The sequence below is a fragment of the Enterobacter sp. BIDMC 27 genome, assembly GCF_000534415.1.
In the GTDB taxonomy this organism is placed as follows: Bacteria; Pseudomonadota; Gammaproteobacteria; order Enterobacterales; family Enterobacteriaceae; genus Enterobacter; species Enterobacter hormaechei_C.
Genome location: NZ_KI973178.1, coordinates 1,828,266 through 1,844,497 on the forward strand (window position 1 = coordinate 1,828,266; position 16,232 = coordinate 1,844,497).

Below are 16,232 nucleotides of genomic sequence, written 5' to 3' on the forward strand. Positions count from 1 at the left end.
GTATCCTTATTTCCATAGGAAAAATCCGCTTTAAAGCGGTTGCTGATTGTGATTATTAGTTTTGTGAGGCAATGGCAATGTGCGAAAGGATGTTCAAAAAAGATGTTTATTCTGAATGGGTTATACGCAATAGCCTGTATTGGATGACTTCTCTTACTCAATGGAAGCTTTGTGAAGATATATCCTCCTGGACAATCTCTTTTGAAAACGATAGTCCCGAATGCCTCTATGAATTCGAGAGGCTGCTGAATGATTACACTTTGCGTGAAAAACTACAGCATAAAACAGGGGCGTTGAGAGATTCTATTGTCCATAAAGTGCTTCGCAGTGTCGATGAAAGGCTTTCGTAATGGAATTGATGCCATTCAATTTTGACAGATTGCCTAATGGACAGGTGTTTATAAGCAATCTCGCTGGTTTTCATCACTTCATTGATGAGCAAGAGCTGCTTGATCTTTCTGATGAGCAAATCAATGCGGAACATTCAAACGCACTCGAAAGCAAGCTATTTATAACTAACGAAATCTCATCGGGTATAACTCCCTATGCTTTAAGTTCTGCTTTTGCAAAACGATTGATGAATGAACTGGCGGTCAGGCCAATTTTCATGATTGTGCCCACATTACGTTGCGACCATACCTGCAAGTATTGTCAGGTCAGTAGAGCTTCCGTGAACGCCTCTGGTTATGATCTAGATCCCGCTCTCATCCCTGATATCATTTCAACTATCAAAAAACTATCGACACCACCTTACAAGATAGAGATACAGGGTGGAGAGCCACTCTTGCGGTTCGATTTAATTCAATCTATCTATGAGCAATGTGCTGAAACGCTGGGAAGCACCGATTTTGAGATGGTTGTAGCATCAAGCCTGTCTGTCTTGAATGAGGATATGCTTGAATGGACGAGAGATAGGAACATAACGTTCTCTGTTTCGCTTGATGGTGAGGAAGTTGTTCACAACAGTAATCGAATTCTTGGTCATGGGCTTGCTTACAGTAGAACAGTGTCAGGGGTAGAGGCTATCAAACGGTCTTTAGGCGCTGGTCGCGTTGCAACGGTTACTACAGTTACTAAAGATCTCATTAGGCATCCTGAATCGATTGTCCAGGCTCACTTGTCTCTTGGCCTCAAGGACATGTTTATCCGACCTGTTAGTCCCTATGGGTTTGCACAAAATGCATCGTTCACATTTTCTATGGAGGAATACTTCAGTTTCTATGCCTCGTTGATAGATGAAATCCTTAAGATGAATAATGAAGGGATAAGGGTTGTGGAACATTCGGCCTCCATTCATCTGAAAAGGATCTTCAATCCCGGCTTTAGTGGTTATGCGGATTTAAAGTCGCCAAGCGGGGTCGTGCTTAACAGTATTCTTTTCAATTATGACGGTCGAGTATATGGTAGCGATGAGAGCCGTATGTTGCAGAAGGTGAACCCTGAAACGGAGTTCAGTGCGGGTGAGGTTAAAACGCTATCATTTTCTAAGAGTCCTTACTATAACGCAGTGTTGAGTTCATCGTTCAATTTTGCTCTGCCGGGTTGTGATACATGTGCATATCAACCATTTTGCGGTGCAGATCCATGCCAGAACATAAGTGTACAGGGTGAGCCTGTTGGTGATAGGAGTCGTTCAACGTTTTGTCAGTATCACAAGGGGATGTTCAGGTATCTGATGAACTGCATCTCAGAAGGTGGTCCGAAGGCTGAGATGCTAAAAGGATGGGCATATGTCTGAGGTTATTAGGAACGATATCTTTCATTTTGCTTCAAAAAAGAATGTGCCCACGGGGTTCTATCGGTTATGCAAACAAAAACCAATGAACCCTTTATTCTTTTTGCCCAATTTACTGGTAGTTGCTGAAGGCAATAATGATGCCATTCAACCATGCTTTGATTTCTCTGTTATTAGCACTGAATTATATGAGTCAATTGAAGATGGAGATATTGGGATAATCAACAATGGCAATATGATACGCGTAATTCTGTCCCGCAGAGCCAATCATAATACTGTCTTAGTAACGGAACGCTGCAATAACTTGTGTCTGTTTTGTTCGCAGCCACCAAAGAAATCAAATGATGACTGGCTACTTACCCAATCAGCTCTTGCTATAGCTTCATTTGGTTTGGATGGAGTTGTTGGGGTCAGCGGTGGAGAACCTTTGCTGTATGGAGATGATTTCCTTCACTTCATTGATTTTATCATCGAGAATTCACCAGATACTGCTTTGCATGTTTTAACAAACGGACGCAAATTTTCTGATATCAACTTTACTCAGGAAATGGCAAAGCGAAGCAAAAAGATAAAAATCACCTTTGGTATCCCGCTCTACTCATCAAGACCACTTGTGCATGATCATCTGGTAGGGAATGATGGCGCATTTAATGAAACGGTTAAGGGGTTAATTAATGCAGGAAACTCAGGGATTAATATCGAACTTAGAGTTATTCCGACACTGGCTAACTATACAGAATTGGATGATATTGTAGAGTTCGTTGGCCGTGTGTTCTCCAACATCAATCAGATTTCCCTTATGGGGCTGGAATCTATCGGTTGGGCACGAAAGAACTGGTCAACAATCTTCATTGAGCACAGCAGTTATAGTGAGAAAATAATCTCCGCCATAGACGCTGCACACAGGTCAGGCATACCTCTAACAATTTTTAATTATCCTTTGTGTCATCTTCCTGAAAGAGCTTGGGAGCTTGCTGCTCAGTCGATCTCTGATTGGAAAAATTACTATCCGAAAGAATGTGATGAATGCACTCAGAAGTCTTCCTGTGCTGGTTATTTCAGTTCCTCAACAGGCCGTTTTCATCAACCACCGAGACCAATTTTATGAAAAAATTTAATTTTGCTGCTCTACTTCCGGGATTTTTAGCACTCAATAATTCTGTATGGGCAAGTGATTCATCTACCGGAGCAAGTGATTTGCCTGGTATGGCTCTTAATGAACATGATTTAGTGATCGCACCACTTAACACCGAAGTTCCATTCTACATTGCAGGGCATCGCAGTCATAGCTCCCATCGGAGCCATAGTTCTCACCGTTCATCATCAGGTGGCGGGTACTATGGTGGCAGCACTCCTTATTATCCAAAAACATACAGCTCACCAAGTTCATCTGGGTCTTCAAGTTCAGGAACAAGTTCCTCATCGTCCTCTTCCTCTGTGCGTTCGCTTCGTTCTAACGACAATATTAACTCTACTACTACGAATTCAGTTGGAACTACAGAAGCTAACCGTGCAAGTAATGGGCTTACTTCTGGTACAGAGAAGCGTAAGCGCTTAATCATGCGGGTTCAATTCGCTTTGCTGGACAACGGTTATTACAACGGGAATATTGACGGCATAATGGGGCCCTCCACAAGGCAGTCTATAAAAAATTACCGAATTGCGAAGGGACTACCAACGCCTGCAACTGAAACACTGGATACTCAATTATTGAACTCGTTAAATATTCTGGCCCGCTAAAGATTTCAGGATGGAATGAAATGAAGATTAAACTCTCAATATATAAAGCAAAAAGATTCAATGATGATATTGAAAAAGTTTTGAATTTGGAGAGAGTGAGAAATCCGATTGAGTTCAACATAGATGAGGCTAGGGTGTATTTGTATGCAAAACAATTCTTAGATCCCAAGCCTCCTGAGTGGACAACTTTATTTACAAGCCAAAAGCCAGAATTGGATCATAATTTCTTCGGGAAAAATAGTAGCACTGGTGCAGTCTTGGTTGTTGAAATGAATAACTCAAGATATCTAATTCCTTTCGGGACAGGGCATCACTTAATTAATGATAATAGTATTGTCAAAGGTTTTGGTCTTAAAACTACACTTAATTGTATTGAACATAACAAAATTCGTAGTTTGGATAAAGGCAGCCATAATGAAACAAATCTATTAACTCGTAGTCAAAGTAGTAAAGAGGTTGATATTTTTAACCTTAAAATTGATTCCGAGATGGATATACTTACCACTCTGACAGGGACTTCCACTGAAGATGTTTTAGGTAATAAAATAACGGGTAAAGATGCATTTGTAATTATGCCTGATATTGACCTGAAATCCATCCCGGAGTTGTTAAATAAAATAGACTCCATTTATTCTCAGCCTCTCCCTGAAGAGTTTGAATGGGTTAATAATATAAAAGAGGCAGATGAAGCAGAAGTTGAGATACTTGATTCAATTCTGGTCGATTTAATAAAAGCAAAAGATTTTAATGACATATGGCTGGGTGAACCTGAAATTGTAGATTGGGAGAATCAGATAGGCTATTGTTTTGAGAAGCGGCAAAGAAGCATGATTTATGAAAGTTTGTCGGTTAGTCATATTTGTGAGTATTTTGAAAGCAAAAAGATTGAAATTACTTTAAATGATCTCAAAGGAAGCAGTTTGCATGTTTTAGATGCAGATTATCAGTCTTTAAAAAAATGGTCTCTTTATAGATGTCTGTATGCTGAGATAAAGGAAGGTGATCAAAACTATATCCTGAGAGATTCGATTTGGTACGTGGCTGATAGAAAGTTTGTTTCCACCATTGATAATGAAATTAAACGAATTAAGCTGTATGAGGAAGCCGACAAATTCCCGATTTATTCTTATAAAAGAGAAGAGCAATACAATAAAGAAACTTGTCTTGCTGATCAAAGCTTTACTCATATGGATCAAAAGTTCATATATCATGGTGGTGGGCGAAGTAAAATTGAATTTTGCGATATTATTAGAGGTGCAACTGATTTTATTCATGTGAAATATTATAGCGGTGCGCAAAGCATGAGCCATCTATTTTCACAAGGATTTATAAGCTCTGAACTTTTCATAAGCGATTCTGAATTTCGATGGAAGCTTAATGAAAAATTGCCAGCGCATATAAAATTAGCTGACCATACATTAAGGCCAGAGGCTCAGAAATACAAAATAGTTTTCGCGATTGCCACAAGTAAAAACCTCCCAGATGACTTGCCTTTGTTTTCTAAGATAAATTTGAAGAATTTTAATAAAACTATTTCTAATTTCGGATACGAAGTTAGGATCTGCAAGATAGATGTAGACCCCACAATTTATAAAAAGAAAATTTGTAAACCCAAAAAAAAATAAGATTCAATTTAATTTATCAATGTCAGAGATTTTAGTCAGTTCATTAAGGTATTCATTTTTGTTCCTAAGGAGCCAGTGAAATATTTTAGGGTTCTCAAGAAGTTTTTTAATGTGAGAAATGAGAATTGTCAGTTTCAAGCTATTTGAGCCATAACTCTCTTGTATTGATTGCGTGTCAAAATGAACCTGAGCCATTTCTTTCTCAAGTCGTTCAATAGCTTTTCTATTACCAGTTTTTGTATCTATATTATTTTTAGTTTTGTCAATTAACAACTCAGGGGAGGAACTATGATATAGAGACTCAGCAAAAAGTTTTGAGTAATTATCAAACCTTATCATTAAATTAGCACATTCTATTTGTCTGAAAGGAACCATTCTTTTTAATACTCTAAAAGTATTTATGGGAATATCTTTATCATTAAATAAATCAACTACTTGAGGGCATATCCCTTTCAATACGGACATGTTGGTTCTTAGAGAATCTATACTTATATTTAATGATGTACATAGCATTTCTTCAGGCACTCCCACTCTTACAGCTTCTTTCAGCATTCTCTGTATTTGTATAATTGTTATACGGTTAACTTTTTTGTTCGGTGTATAAGTATCATATGTAGTTGAAATTAGGCAGTTTGCTTTATCTTCCCCAATATCTTTTAGTGCTTCGACTCTAAGGTGTCCATCGATTATTTTAGCAGTTTTATCACTTTGATCGATGTAAATTAATATCGGTTCAACAAGTCCCAACGCTGATATGGTGCTTTTGATCTGGGAATATTTTTTACTATTTTTGAAGTTAGTAGGCAGCTTTTTAGTATGAACAAGATCAGATAATTTGAAAGTGATTGTTTTTTCACTAAAGCAATATTTAATCATTTTGCACCTCAATTGGTCGTGTTTTTAACTATAATATTTACTACTTCATTTAGGCTTTCTTCATCTAATATCCGTAAAAACTCTTCATCATTGACAAGTTCTTTAAAGATTTGATTTGCTATCAACAAATTCATCTCAACGTATTCTGCTTTGTTTTTAATCTTTCTGTGCTGAGAAATGTTATCTTGATAGATTTTTTTTAATTCATCTGTAGTCATTTTTTTCTTTTTCTTTGTTATCCCAAAGTTATTATTTAGGTATCCTTTCAAGCCTTCATCTCGTGAGTCAAGTATCTCACGTATTTTTCCTACATCTTTGTGTTTTATTAGACCTTTATCAAATGCTTTAATTAACAATTCCTGACCACCTTCAAAATCGACTCTTGCAATCTCAACAGCAAGCGAGATAGGTATGCTTCCTGATTCTACAGCGGATAATAATTTATTTTCACCTTTACTGATAAGCATTGTCAGACTTGTTATCCAGTGTAATGATAATCCAGTTGAGTTAGATATTTCCTTATTGGTTAATCCTTGCTCTGTCATTTCCTTTATACGTTGGAACTGTTCACCAGCACGAGGAACTACTCTTGCCATATTTTCAACCAGACTCATTATGTAGGCTTTGTTTTCATCTATATCAAGTACGATTGCTGGTGTTAATTCTTCTCCTAAAGCTGTCAATGATTCGAGCCTTCCTTGACCACAAATTAAAGCGAATTGATACTTTTTGTCCACGATTCGACGTACGGTTATTGGCTTTCTCAGTCCACTTGTGTCGATACTTTCAGTAATTTCCGAATGTCGAAGTTTATTTCGTGAACGTGGGATGACTACTTTTATGTCGGATATCTTAATCATGTGGATTTGATCATCTTTCATTTAAGCTACTTCCTTTTTATTGGTCGAAAGCATTTTAAAAAATATGTTGATATCGTCGAATCGATACATCTCAAAGAGAAGACTGTTATTTTCTTTTAGGTTTAATTCATTTTCAAATGAATCAATAGAAGGGAGGATATAGTAATCAAAGGGGACGCTATTAAGGCTATTCATCCTTACAATTATGTTGATGTCAGAATTAATGCTTCTGTCTAATCTCACAATCCATCTGCATTTATCTGTAGAGGTTTTTCTACAGCGTGCAAGTATTATGGTAAAGGTTAAGCTTTTATTGATCGTAATGAGTTTGTTTTCAGATATTGTTACTTCACTATTTGTAATTTCCTTGCATATTGTCTTAATAGTGTCGGCATGTCTAACCCTTAAGGCTGAGTTTATTTCTATAAATCGATAATCTCTTTCTGGTGTGTAATTGATGAGTTTATAGGCATTCAAAAGCCCACCAAAACGACTTGCTACGACACTACTCGACGGACCATTATCATCTTCATCGATAATAAAACCTGAAATTTTACCATGTTTAATGAGAACATTTTTCAAAAAATTAAGTATTTCTTCATTGGTCATTTTTTTTGAACGATTATCAATGATTTCTTTAGCTAATCTAAATTTCTCTGGTGAAATTATAGGCTTGAAAAATGAATCATATTCGATCCATTCTTCTTGTGGATTCTGAATTCTTTGGGCGTTCAATTTCTGTGAAGTACGATTATAAGTGTATTTCCCTGTGTAGCGAATATTAATTAGAATTGAATGTATTCTGCTTCTGTTCCATTCTGTTTTATCAGTATATGTATACCCCTCTCTGTTTAGTTTTGTTGCGATAAGATATTCATTTAATCCATCAAAAATAAACATATTAAATATCTTTTTTACCAGCTTTATTTCTTTTTTTGTACCAGGGGTAAGAACTACTCGGTCAGTTTGCAAGCTCTTTCTTTCACCAGGACAAAGTATCATTTTTGGTCTATTGTTATTATCAATTAACTTTCTTCTTAATCCATATCCTGGTATTCCTCCCTGATAGTATCCCCTTTTAACAAGGTTTACGTGTCCCGCAAAAACTTTTACTGAAAGATTCCTACTGTAAGCTCCAGCAGCATATCTAAGAGCAGGAAGTGTAAGCATTTGGATTTCAGGCGATTCATCTGGTAAGTTCTCAGCACAATAAATAATCCTAACCCCATGATATTTAAGTAGATAACTATAATGCCCTGCCTCATCATTATCTTGCCATCGACCAAACCGACTGACATCATAAACAAGAACAGCTTCTATTTTTACTCTTCCTGTAACGACATCTTCTATTAGTCTGTTGAAGTTTTTTCTACCTGAAGCGGAGACTCCGCTTTTACCTTCATCATCATAAGTTTCTACAATCACCATATTGTGATCTTCTGCATATTTTTTTAGATAAAGAGCCTGATTGTCGATTGAGAATTGTTGATGGTCTGTGGACATCCTCAAATACTGAGCGACTCTAATTTTATGATTTTTCTGACTTTCATCACCCATTACACTTTCTCCGACCAGTCAAAAGCGAACAAACCCCAACAAAATTGATCATTTTTTAATCGATTTCAACCTCTTTATCCCTTTTGAAGCTATAAGGTTCTTACCTTCATTAAATCATCAAGGTAATGGCAAAAAGCTTTTGCAGGGGATTTTGAGTGCTCGCTTTTGAGTTGCCAGAAAACTATTGAAGTATCTTGCCTCGGCAATCAGAGGACATACGTACATAGAGTGATATCGCAAGAAGAATCTATAGGACTTGAAGAGCGCTGGCGTATTTCATCTTCTTTGAAGTGTAGAGGTATAGCTATAGCTTGAAGTGCTTCAATTCTAAACGGACCAGATGCTTCTACTAAATGGCATACCATTAGCTACAAGCTCGCCCAAAACCAGATTCGGGATGATAGGGGCACTGGTGCATATGTTATGCGTGTTTTTGAGCTTCGGTGATAGTGGGGGCATTATTGGGGGCATGTGATTATTAGAAACTTGAAATATTCATCTTTATCAGTAATTTGTGAGTTAGGTTACATTCCTATTATCGCACCATCTAAATCAAATAGTTGCCCTACATTCCAGTAAATCTCATTCTCAGATCATGGCAGCAAATGTTGCTGATGGCTGCACATTTTCGCGTCATCGTTTTGTACCTCAAAGAAGTTGATCGGCGGCATAACCCTAAAGGCTATACCGCCAGCGCCATATTATCGCGCCATTAACGCAAACACCCCCCAGCCAAAGTACTCCCGCGTGTACGTCACATGACGTTCAGGCGCTATCGTCAGCTCCGCCCGAACCTCCTGCGCGAAGTCATCGTCTGGGTTTTCCTCCAGCCAGCGCCGCATGGTCATCCATTTTGCGGCTTCGTACCTGTCCCAGCCTTCCTGATCAGCCAGCACCATTTCAACCAGGTCATAGCCCTGTTGATCGAAAGACGCAACCAGACTGGGCAGAGTGAGAAAGTCTGCGATCGACGAGACGCCGCAGGCCTGGGCTGTCTCCTCCGTCGCAGGTACCTGACGCCAGTACGGTTCGCCGATGAGCATTATTCCCCCGGGCTTGAGGCTTTTTGCCAGCAGATCCATTGTCCCGGCTACGCCCCCCGCAATCCAGGTTGCGCCAACGCAGGCCGCCACGTCACATTTTTCATTCGCGACGTAGCCGGCCGCGTCGTTATGAATGAAATGGACGCGTTCGCTGACGCCGAGTTCCTCTGCGCGCCGCGTGGCCTGCGCGGTGAAGAGCGGGCTCATGTCGATGCCGGTACCGGTAATACCGTAATCACGTGCCCAGGTACAAAGCATCTCTCCCGAGCCGCTGCCGAGATCGAGAATGCGAGTGCCTGGCTTCATGCGTAACACGCGGCCCAGCGTCGCGTACTTCTCTGGTGTAAAGGGGTTATGAATGCGGTGTTCGCTTTCGCTAACAGTAAAAATACGTGGGATATCCATCATCCTCTCCTCAACGATTATCAGGCTGAGCGCGAACATTGTTCAGCCCCGTAGTGTTAATGCGGTAGGGCTGACCGTTAACGGATTTGATCAGCTTTTTGGTTTTGAGCTTTTTGAAAACGGCGAGCGTGCAGTCAGCCAGCAGTAGCCCTTCGCGGCTATAGCATTCAACGGCGGTGACGCGGCCAGAGTTATCGCGGACGTGCACAATACGGCCACCTTTGGCGAGAACGTGTAAGGTACGTTGTTCCTGACGGGATAAATTCATACTGGAAAACCTGTTTAATCATCATGTGCAAAACGTGCAAACACACAGCGGTGTCCGCATACGATTTCGGCGCATTGATAATCAGTCCGGCCTGGAAAGGTCGGGAAGCTGATTATCGGATGATTACATTCTCCAGCATCAAAGCCTCGGTTTGAGTTGATAGGTATTTACGGGGTGAATGATAACACCTGGTTATTGTCAGTGAATACCCAGGGGTGAAAAATGTGATCCCGGTTGGTATCGGGCTGAGGAGAGGGGATCATTCCTGGCCGCTCTTAATTTTGCTGTCGACCTGAGGCTGTGGTTTGCTGAAAAGATATCCCTGCACAAGCTCGCAACCCAGAGCCTGAAGCCGCTCAAGCTGCTCTTCGGTCTCAACGCCCTCGGCAATGACGCCCATATTAAGGCTTTTAGCCATACCGGTAATCAGCTTCACAATATTAAGCGCATCTTCCTGCGTAGATATCGGATTGACAAAAGATTTATCGATCTTGATTTTATCAAAATTCAGTTCGCTGAGTCTGGAGAGCGACGAATAACCCGTGCCAAAATCATCAATAGAAATTCTTACGCCCAGTGCGCGGAGTTTTTTGAGGATCGTAATGGGGTTATTTCTGTCACTGAAGAGGGATGACTCTGTGACCTCTAACTCAAGACGATTAGCCGGTAGCCCGGTCTCAGCCAGAACGGACTGCACCGTATTAATAAATGATTTGCTGCCCAATTGAACAGGCGAGACGTTGACGGAGATCCTGGCCGGAACAGCCCAGGAGACCGCTTCCCTACAGGCCAGTTTAAGTACGGTTTTACCTATCTCGTTGATCATGCCTGTTTTTTCAGCGGCGAAAATAAAGCTATCCGGAGAGAGCATTCCCTTTACAGGATGCATCCAGCGAATAAGCGCTTCATAGCCGTAAATTTCCTTGCTGACGGAATTCACAATAGGCTGGTAATAAACAACAAACTCATCATTCTCTATTGCTCTTGCCATATCATTTTCAAGGGTTCTGCTCTCCTGCAACTTCTGTAGCATTCGCTGGCGGAAGACTTTGATCTGCTGAGAACCTTCTTTCTTGGCTTCATAGAGCGCCAGATCGGCAAATTTATAAAGGTAATCCGAACGTCGTTCGTTATCCGATAAAACAATACCCACACAGGTGGCTATTTTGATGAGTTGATTATTAATTGTATAGGGCTTGCTGATGCTATCACTGATTTCTCGCGCGCGTGAAACAGCTGCGGCTTCGGTTAAGCCACTGGAGAGAAAAGCAAATTCGTCGCCGCCCAAACGATAAAATGTCTCTGAAAAGCGGCTCAAAGCGTTAAGGCGCGTGGATACCTCACGTAACAGTAAATCGCCAGCATCATGACCGTAGGTATCATTCACCTCTTTGAACCGGTCTAAATCGAATAACATCACCGTGACCGAAATATGTTTTTCCTCAGCCTGTAGATTAAGTTTATTGAGATCATCCCAGAAGAAAAGACGGTTTTTCATGCCGGTAAGGGAGTCATGATAAACATCGTATTCCAGTTTTGTATTCTGGATTTGCAGGGTTTCTTTGGACAGCTGAAGTTCTTCAGCCAGAGTTTTAACCTGTGTATGTGCTTTGAGAATGTTTTTATTTTGATAGATAATCAAAAAGCCCAGTATGAAGCTTAAAATAACCAGTAACAGCGAAAGTGCTGAATAAATATAATACAGAACCTGTATTTTTAGGTTAGTTTCATTGATTGTATTAACATCTTTTGTTAAAGCCGTTGATGAAAGCTGGCTTAGCGGTGCATCCAGTGAATGCATATTTTTCAGATAGAGCTTTAACTCTGAACGGCTCATTTTCTCAAGATGACCATCCAGATAGTTCAGTATATTTTCCAGGCGTAAGGCGAGCACCTGATGCGCTTTCGCGCTGTTTATATAACGACCCAGGCCGCCCTCTTTCAATAAATCATTCTGGCTCAGCATGATTTCCAGGCGCATGCGAACCTGGTCTACCGTAACGTCATCAGTCTCGGTTGCGTACAGTCCAATCCATGATTCAAATCGGTAATATTCAGATACCAGTTGGGCTACAGACCAGGACTCAGTGTAGTGAGTCAATTTTTGCAACTCCTGCTGACGGTCGTAGACAAGAAAGGCTATATATCCCGTAGTGATAAAAAGAGAAAAAATGATTCCAACCAGTATCCTGTTCATTATGTTCTCCTGAACTACTATTCAATCTTCATTTTGCTGACCTGCCAGGCCGATCGCGAGTAATAAATCTGATTATTGAGTTCAGGAAGACTGTCATAAGGGTAGACGATGAATGACGGACCTTTATCGCGGATGCGCATATATTCGCCATTGACCTTTAAAGCCAGGATGGCGTTGTATTTCTGGAAGTCGCTGAGAGGGATGACGGTAGTATAATCATTGAGTGCAACCACATTCAGAACAGAACCCTTAGCACCCACATACTCCATGAGTTTGCGCATCGGGATACCCTCAAACTTCGTGCGGCCATTATACCAGGGAGAGGTCGTCTGGAAACTCACCATCCCCAGTTTTTCCAGGCTGGCAATATCAAAAACGGCTTTTCCATTTTCGTTCGTATTTTCTATATTACCGGTAATTGTTAAGATGGGTTTGCCCACAGGCTTTGGCAGTTCGCCAGCCCAGCTTAAACTTTGTACCAAAAAGCAGCACAGCATTAGGATTATTCGCATATTGGCCTCCTCTTTTTAACAGAAGTATAAGAATTATAAGTTAATTATCCTATAAGTTTGTCTATTTTGTTGAACGCCACGGCTTTTTGCAAACGATACTTCATTAAATGTATTAAAATCAAATGGATAATCGTTGTTTGCCCCGTGATTGCAGACCTCTGGCTGGAGCTTACGTTTTTTAAAACATTAAAACTCAGTGTAATTAGCCACCCGGGTTTAAAAAATGATCGCTTTGATTTATTGATATATTTACGCACCCCCATTTTTTATCAATGGTGGCATCGTTAAGATGAATTTATTTGTACAAAGAATGATAACGCACCCTCAATGTGAGGGAATAAGAGAGTGCGCGTACCTCTGACGTCATTTGCACTGAGTTTCGGTTAACCCGTCTCCAGCATACTGAAACTGACGATCCGCGAGCGCCCCAGCTCTTTCGCCCGGTAAAGCGCCACGTCTGCCGCGCGCAGCAGGTCGTCGCTTTGGGCGTGCTGCGGGTAACTGGCGATCCCGATCGACACATCCACTGGGCCAATCTCAGCAAGCCCATAGCGCAGCGACAGCGTATGGACGCCGTTATAAATCTCAGTTGCGCAGGCGTGAGCCGCTTCCTCATCCGCACCCGTTAGCAGCACCAGAAACTCTTCGCCACCAAAGCGGAAGGCCAGGCCGGCATCGTGCACGGCACGCTGAACAATTGTCGCCACGCTCTTTATCACATGATCGCCAGCCTCATGGCCGAAGCGATCGTTAATGCTTTTAAAGTGATCGATGTCGATCATCATGCAGCTCACCGGCTCATCATTGCGCATTGCCTGAGCTATCTGAGTGCGCAGGGTATCTTCCAGGTGGTGGCGGTTACGCAAGCCGGTGAGCGGGTCGAATAGCGCTTTTTCCAGCAGGGCATCGCGCAGACGCTGGTTGGCCAGCGCCAGACCCAGGGCTTCCGCCATTAATTCGAGATATGCGCGGGACGGCGCTGTTTCAGGCGTGATGTTCTGAAACGACAGCAAACCAATGGCTTCCCCCTGCGCAATGAGCGGCACGCACAGTGAGCTGTCTTTTTGTGATTCAGGCAGATGCTGGCAACCGATATCCGGCTCGCCGTTGACCAGTGGGTGGCTCTGACCACGGCGTATGGCCCAGCATTGATCGGGGTGGAAAGCATTTTTTTCTCCATGTGGAGATAACCATTCCGCCGCACAGCGCATCTCCCACGGGTTTCGATCCATGATATACAGACGTCCGGCGATACCCGGCGCAATGTTGGGAGCAAACAGCTCTGCCACCTCAATCACGTCGCTGACGTTCTCGCACCCCTGCAAGCGCTGGGTCATTCGTGCGAGCAGCTCGCGGATGGCCCAGTCTGCGTCGCGTTCTTTTTCAAGCCGCTGCCTTGCCAGCCCGTTCTCGCGGAAAATGCGAATGGCCTGCGCCATATCGCCTATCTCATCGACCTGGTTGAAATTGGGCGTTTCGACGGCGTAATCCTGTGAGGCCAGGCGGTGAACCACATCGCTGAGGCGCACCACCGGGCGCAGCACGCGGTGCTTGAGAATAAAGCCCATCACGAATAAGAAGAGCAGGGCGGTCAGGCCGACCATCACCTCTGAGGCGGTACGCAGCGTTTTCGACGTGTTGGTCGCCGCCTGGACATCGGCAATAATGCGCTTATCCAGCAGCATACGAAAATGGTCAATCTTGCTCTGGGCGCGTTCCGTTTCAAGTTCGTAGATTTTGCCGAAGAGTAACGCAATGGCCTGTTGTTCCTCACCCCGGGCGACGCTGGCAATTGCTGCCTGCTGTTCATCCTGTAGGCCATCAACAATCTTCAGCCCTTCATACAGCAGCGCCAGCTCTTCGCCCGTTGCGCCCGTATCTTTTAACTGTCCCACTTTGTGTTCAATATTCTTCAGTTCACCTTCTTTCGCCTGGTACGCTTTCAGCACATCGGGCTCTTTTTTGATGGCGTAAAGGCGCGCTAAATCGGAGAGCATCCAGGTTTCTGCTTCAATCTCTTCCGTAAGCTGGTCAAAAATTTGTCGTTGCTTAACAGCCTGACGCTCTACGTTGTCGGCATGGGAAGCCATCAGCATGACGATACCGGAGGCAATGGTCAGGCACACCGTGACACCATAGGCCCAGTTTGTGATCGTGGCGATTCGCACCTGTTGGATCCTTCTACGACAAATGTGGAAGAGCGTTCATTTCAGATTATAGAAAACCCCTGATTTATCGCGAAAAAAAAGGCGGCACAGGGCCGCCTGACAAAACGCGTTTCGTTAGAGATCCGGAGGGTTTTTTCCCTCTTCGATAAAGTCTGCGTCCAGCTCCTCGGCGTTGCCTGCGTGGTCGCGGCCGGAGAAGAGGTTCCAGCAGGCGATAAACAGGGCGGCAATCAGCGGCCCAATCACAAAACCATTAATGCCGTACAGCTCCATACCGCCGAGTGTGGTGATCAGTATCAGGTAGTCCGGCATTTTGGTGTCTTTGCCCACCAGCAGCGGACGTAAAAGGTTGTCCACCAGCCCGACGATAATGACAAAAAAGCCCACAATGAACAGACCCTGCCAAAGCTGGTGAGTGGCAAACAGGAAGATCGCGGCGGGAACCCAGACGATAGCCGAGCCGACGGCGGGCACCAGGGAGAGGAACGCCATCAGCGCTCCCCAAAGTACGCTACCGTCAATACCGACGATGGCAAAGGCGATACCGCCAAGCGTACCCTGAACCACTGCCACGACCGCCGTACCTTTTACAGTGGCTCGCGAGACGCCGACAAACTTAGCGAACAGGTGCTGTTTGGCGAAGTCAGACAGCGGCAGCGAGTCGAGGATCTGGCGCACCAGATAGGGCCCGTCTTTGAGCAGGAAAAACAGCAGGTACAGCATAATACCGAAGCTAATAGCAAAGCCGAACGTCCCTTTACCAATCAGGAACGCGCTTCCCGCCAGATACTGTCCACCCTGTAACGCGACATCGGAAAGCTTTTTCTGAATCTGCGCGGCGTTGGTCAGGTTGTGATCCGCCAGGAAGCCGCTGGCCCAGTCCGGCAGGCGATTGAAGATACCGGCGATGACTTCCGGGAACTGCGTGTTGTTCTGTTGCAGCTTGGTGTAAACCATGTTCAGTTCCACCGCGAGCGAGGAAAGGATCACCATCAACGGAATAAACACGATCAGGCAGATAATGCCGAGTGTAAGGAGGGAAGCCAGCCCGTTGCGATCGCCCAGCGCGGTACGCAGTTTGTTTTTCACCGGGTTGAAAATGATGGTCAGGATAGCGGCCCACAGAATCGCCGAGAAATAGGGAGACAGCACGTCAAAGAAAGCCCAGGTAACAAGGGCCAGGATGAGAATAAAGAAACCTTTGGTCAGTCCGTTAAATCGCATAGTGAGTCCTGGTGAAGAAGAA

At 43.1% G+C, this 16,232-nt stretch carries 14 protein-coding genes; 5 read left to right on the forward strand and 9 right to left on the reverse strand.

The genetic code is table 11. The features are described from left to right. The first annotated feature begins 77 nt into the window (after positions 1-77). Genes hxsD through L463_RS13895 form a run of 5 tightly spaced genes read left to right on the forward strand, consistent with a single transcriptional unit; the run spans position 78 to position 5,100 of the window. Entirely contained in the window at positions 78-350 is a 273-nt protein-coding gene (gene hxsD, locus L463_RS13910; RefSeq protein WP_023302415.1) for a His-Xaa-Ser system protein HxsD, read from the forward strand. Continuing rightward, the gene (gene hxsB / locus L463_RS13905; RefSeq protein WP_032673141.1) at positions 350-1,738 is read left to right on the forward strand and encodes a His-Xaa-Ser system radical SAM maturase HxsB; all 1,389 of its coding nucleotides are present in this window, start codon (positions 350-352) and stop codon (positions 1,736-1,738) included. Before hxsD ends, hxsB begins: the two co-directional genes overlap by 1 nt. Beyond that, a complete protein-coding gene (gene hxsC, locus L463_RS13900; protein ID WP_032673143.1) occupies positions 1,731-2,843 on the forward strand; it encodes a His-Xaa-Ser system radical SAM maturase HxsC in 1,113 nt (370 codons plus the stop codon). Before hxsB ends, hxsC begins: the two co-directional genes overlap by 8 nt. Continuing rightward, entirely contained in the window at positions 2,840-3,475 is a 636-nt protein-coding gene (gene hxsA / locus L463_RS23460; protein ID WP_071993133.1) for a His-Xaa-Ser repeat protein HxsA, read from the forward strand. Before hxsC ends, hxsA begins: the two co-directional genes overlap by 4 nt. A gap of 20 nt (positions 3,476-3,495) precedes the next feature. Further along, positions 3,496-5,100: a TIGR04141 family sporadically distributed protein gene (locus L463_RS13895; RefSeq protein ID WP_032673145.1), complete on the forward strand. Its 1,605-nt coding sequence runs from the start codon at positions 3,496-3,498 to the stop codon at positions 5,098-5,100. 3 nt (positions 5,101-5,103) lie between these two features. Here L463_RS13895 and L463_RS13890 read toward each other — a convergent pair whose 3' ends face one another. From L463_RS13890 to L463_RS13850, 9 genes are all read right to left on the reverse strand, one after another. Further along, positions 5,104-5,976, reverse strand: coding sequence for a plasmid partitioning protein RepB C-terminal domain-containing protein (locus L463_RS13890; protein WP_009652943.1), 873 nt, complete (start codon positions 5,974-5,976; stop codon positions 5,104-5,106). A gap of 8 nt (positions 5,977-5,984) precedes the next feature. Next, positions 5,985-6,857: a ParB N-terminal domain-containing protein gene (locus tag L463_RS13885; RefSeq protein ID WP_032673146.1), complete on the reverse strand. Its 873-nt coding sequence runs from the start codon at positions 6,855-6,857 to the stop codon at positions 5,985-5,987. Then, positions 6,858-8,393: a recombinase family protein gene (locus L463_RS13880; protein ID WP_032673147.1), complete on the reverse strand. Its 1,536-nt coding sequence runs from the start codon at positions 8,391-8,393 to the stop codon at positions 6,858-6,860. It abuts the gene before it with no gap. A 701-nt stretch (positions 8,394-9,094) separates the two neighbouring features. Further along, positions 9,095-9,841, reverse strand: coding sequence for an SAM-dependent methyltransferase (locus L463_RS13875; protein WP_023295994.1), 747 nt, complete (start codon positions 9,839-9,841; stop codon positions 9,095-9,097). 10 nt (positions 9,842-9,851) lie between these two features. After that, positions 9,852-10,109, reverse strand: a complete 258-nt coding sequence (locus L463_RS13870; RefSeq protein ID WP_017694448.1) for a YjhX family toxin — start codon at positions 10,107-10,109, stop codon at positions 9,852-9,854. A 259-nt stretch (positions 10,110-10,368) separates the two neighbouring features. After that, positions 10,369-12,306: a putative bifunctional diguanylate cyclase/phosphodiesterase gene (locus L463_RS13865; RefSeq protein ID WP_032102852.1), complete on the reverse strand. Its 1,938-nt coding sequence runs from the start codon at positions 12,304-12,306 to the stop codon at positions 10,369-10,371. 17 nt (positions 12,307-12,323) lie between these two features. Next, positions 12,324-12,818: a putative pterin-binding protein gene (locus tag L463_RS13860; RefSeq protein WP_023303170.1), complete on the reverse strand. Its 495-nt coding sequence runs from the start codon at positions 12,816-12,818 to the stop codon at positions 12,324-12,326. Between the two features lie 383 nt (positions 12,819-13,201). Then, positions 13,202-14,986 (reverse strand): diguanylate cyclase, encoded by a 1,785-nt coding sequence (locus tag L463_RS13855; RefSeq protein WP_032673148.1) that lies wholly within the window; start codon positions 14,984-14,986, stop codon positions 13,202-13,204. A 114-nt stretch (positions 14,987-15,100) separates the two neighbouring features. Further along, positions 15,101-16,210 (reverse strand): AI-2E family transporter, encoded by a 1,110-nt coding sequence (locus tag L463_RS13850; protein ID WP_017383139.1) that lies wholly within the window; start codon positions 16,208-16,210, stop codon positions 15,101-15,103. Between the last annotated feature and the right edge of the window lie 22 nt (positions 16,211-16,232).

Excerpts from the sequence above, each read along its gene's own strand:
- L463_RS13895 (WP_032673145.1), top strand. The coding sequence starts at position 3,496 with ATGAAGATTAAACTCTCAATATATAAAGCAAAAAGATTCAATGATGAT.
- hxsB (WP_032673141.1), top strand. The coding sequence starts at position 350 with ATGGAATTGATGCCATTCAATTTTGACAGATTGCCTAATGGACAGGTG.
- L463_RS13850 (WP_017383139.1), bottom strand. The coding sequence starts at position 16,210 with ATGCGATTTAACGGACTGACCAAAGGTTTCTTTATTCTCATCCTGGCC.
- hxsA (WP_071993133.1), top strand. The coding sequence starts at position 2,840 with ATGAAAAAATTTAATTTTGCTGCTCTACTTCCGGGATTTTTAGCACTC.
- L463_RS13860 (WP_023303170.1), bottom strand. The coding sequence starts at position 12,818 with ATGCGAATAATCCTAATGCTGTGCTGCTTTTTGGTACAAAGTTTAAGC.
- L463_RS13870 (WP_017694448.1), bottom strand. The coding sequence starts at position 10,109 with ATGAATTTATCCCGTCAGGAACAACGTACCTTACACGTTCTCGCCAAA.
- L463_RS13890 (WP_009652943.1), bottom strand. The coding sequence starts at position 5,976 with ATGATTAAATATTGCTTTAGTGAAAAAACAATCACTTTCAAATTATCT.
- L463_RS13885 (WP_032673146.1), bottom strand. The coding sequence starts at position 6,857 with ATGAAAGATGATCAAATCCACATGATTAAGATATCCGACATAAAAGTA.
- hxsD (WP_023302415.1), top strand. The coding sequence starts at position 78 with ATGTGCGAAAGGATGTTCAAAAAAGATGTTTATTCTGAATGGGTTATA.
- L463_RS13875 (WP_023295994.1), bottom strand. The coding sequence starts at position 9,841 with ATGGATATCCCACGTATTTTTACTGTTAGCGAAAGCGAACACCGCATT.
- L463_RS13865 (WP_032102852.1), bottom strand. The coding sequence starts at position 12,306 with ATGAACAGGATACTGGTTGGAATCATTTTTTCTCTTTTTATCACTACG.
- hxsC (WP_032673143.1), top strand. The coding sequence starts at position 1,731 with ATGTCTGAGGTTATTAGGAACGATATCTTTCATTTTGCTTCAAAAAAG.
- L463_RS13880 (WP_032673147.1), bottom strand. The coding sequence starts at position 8,393 with ATGGGTGATGAAAGTCAGAAAAATCATAAAATTAGAGTCGCTCAGTAT.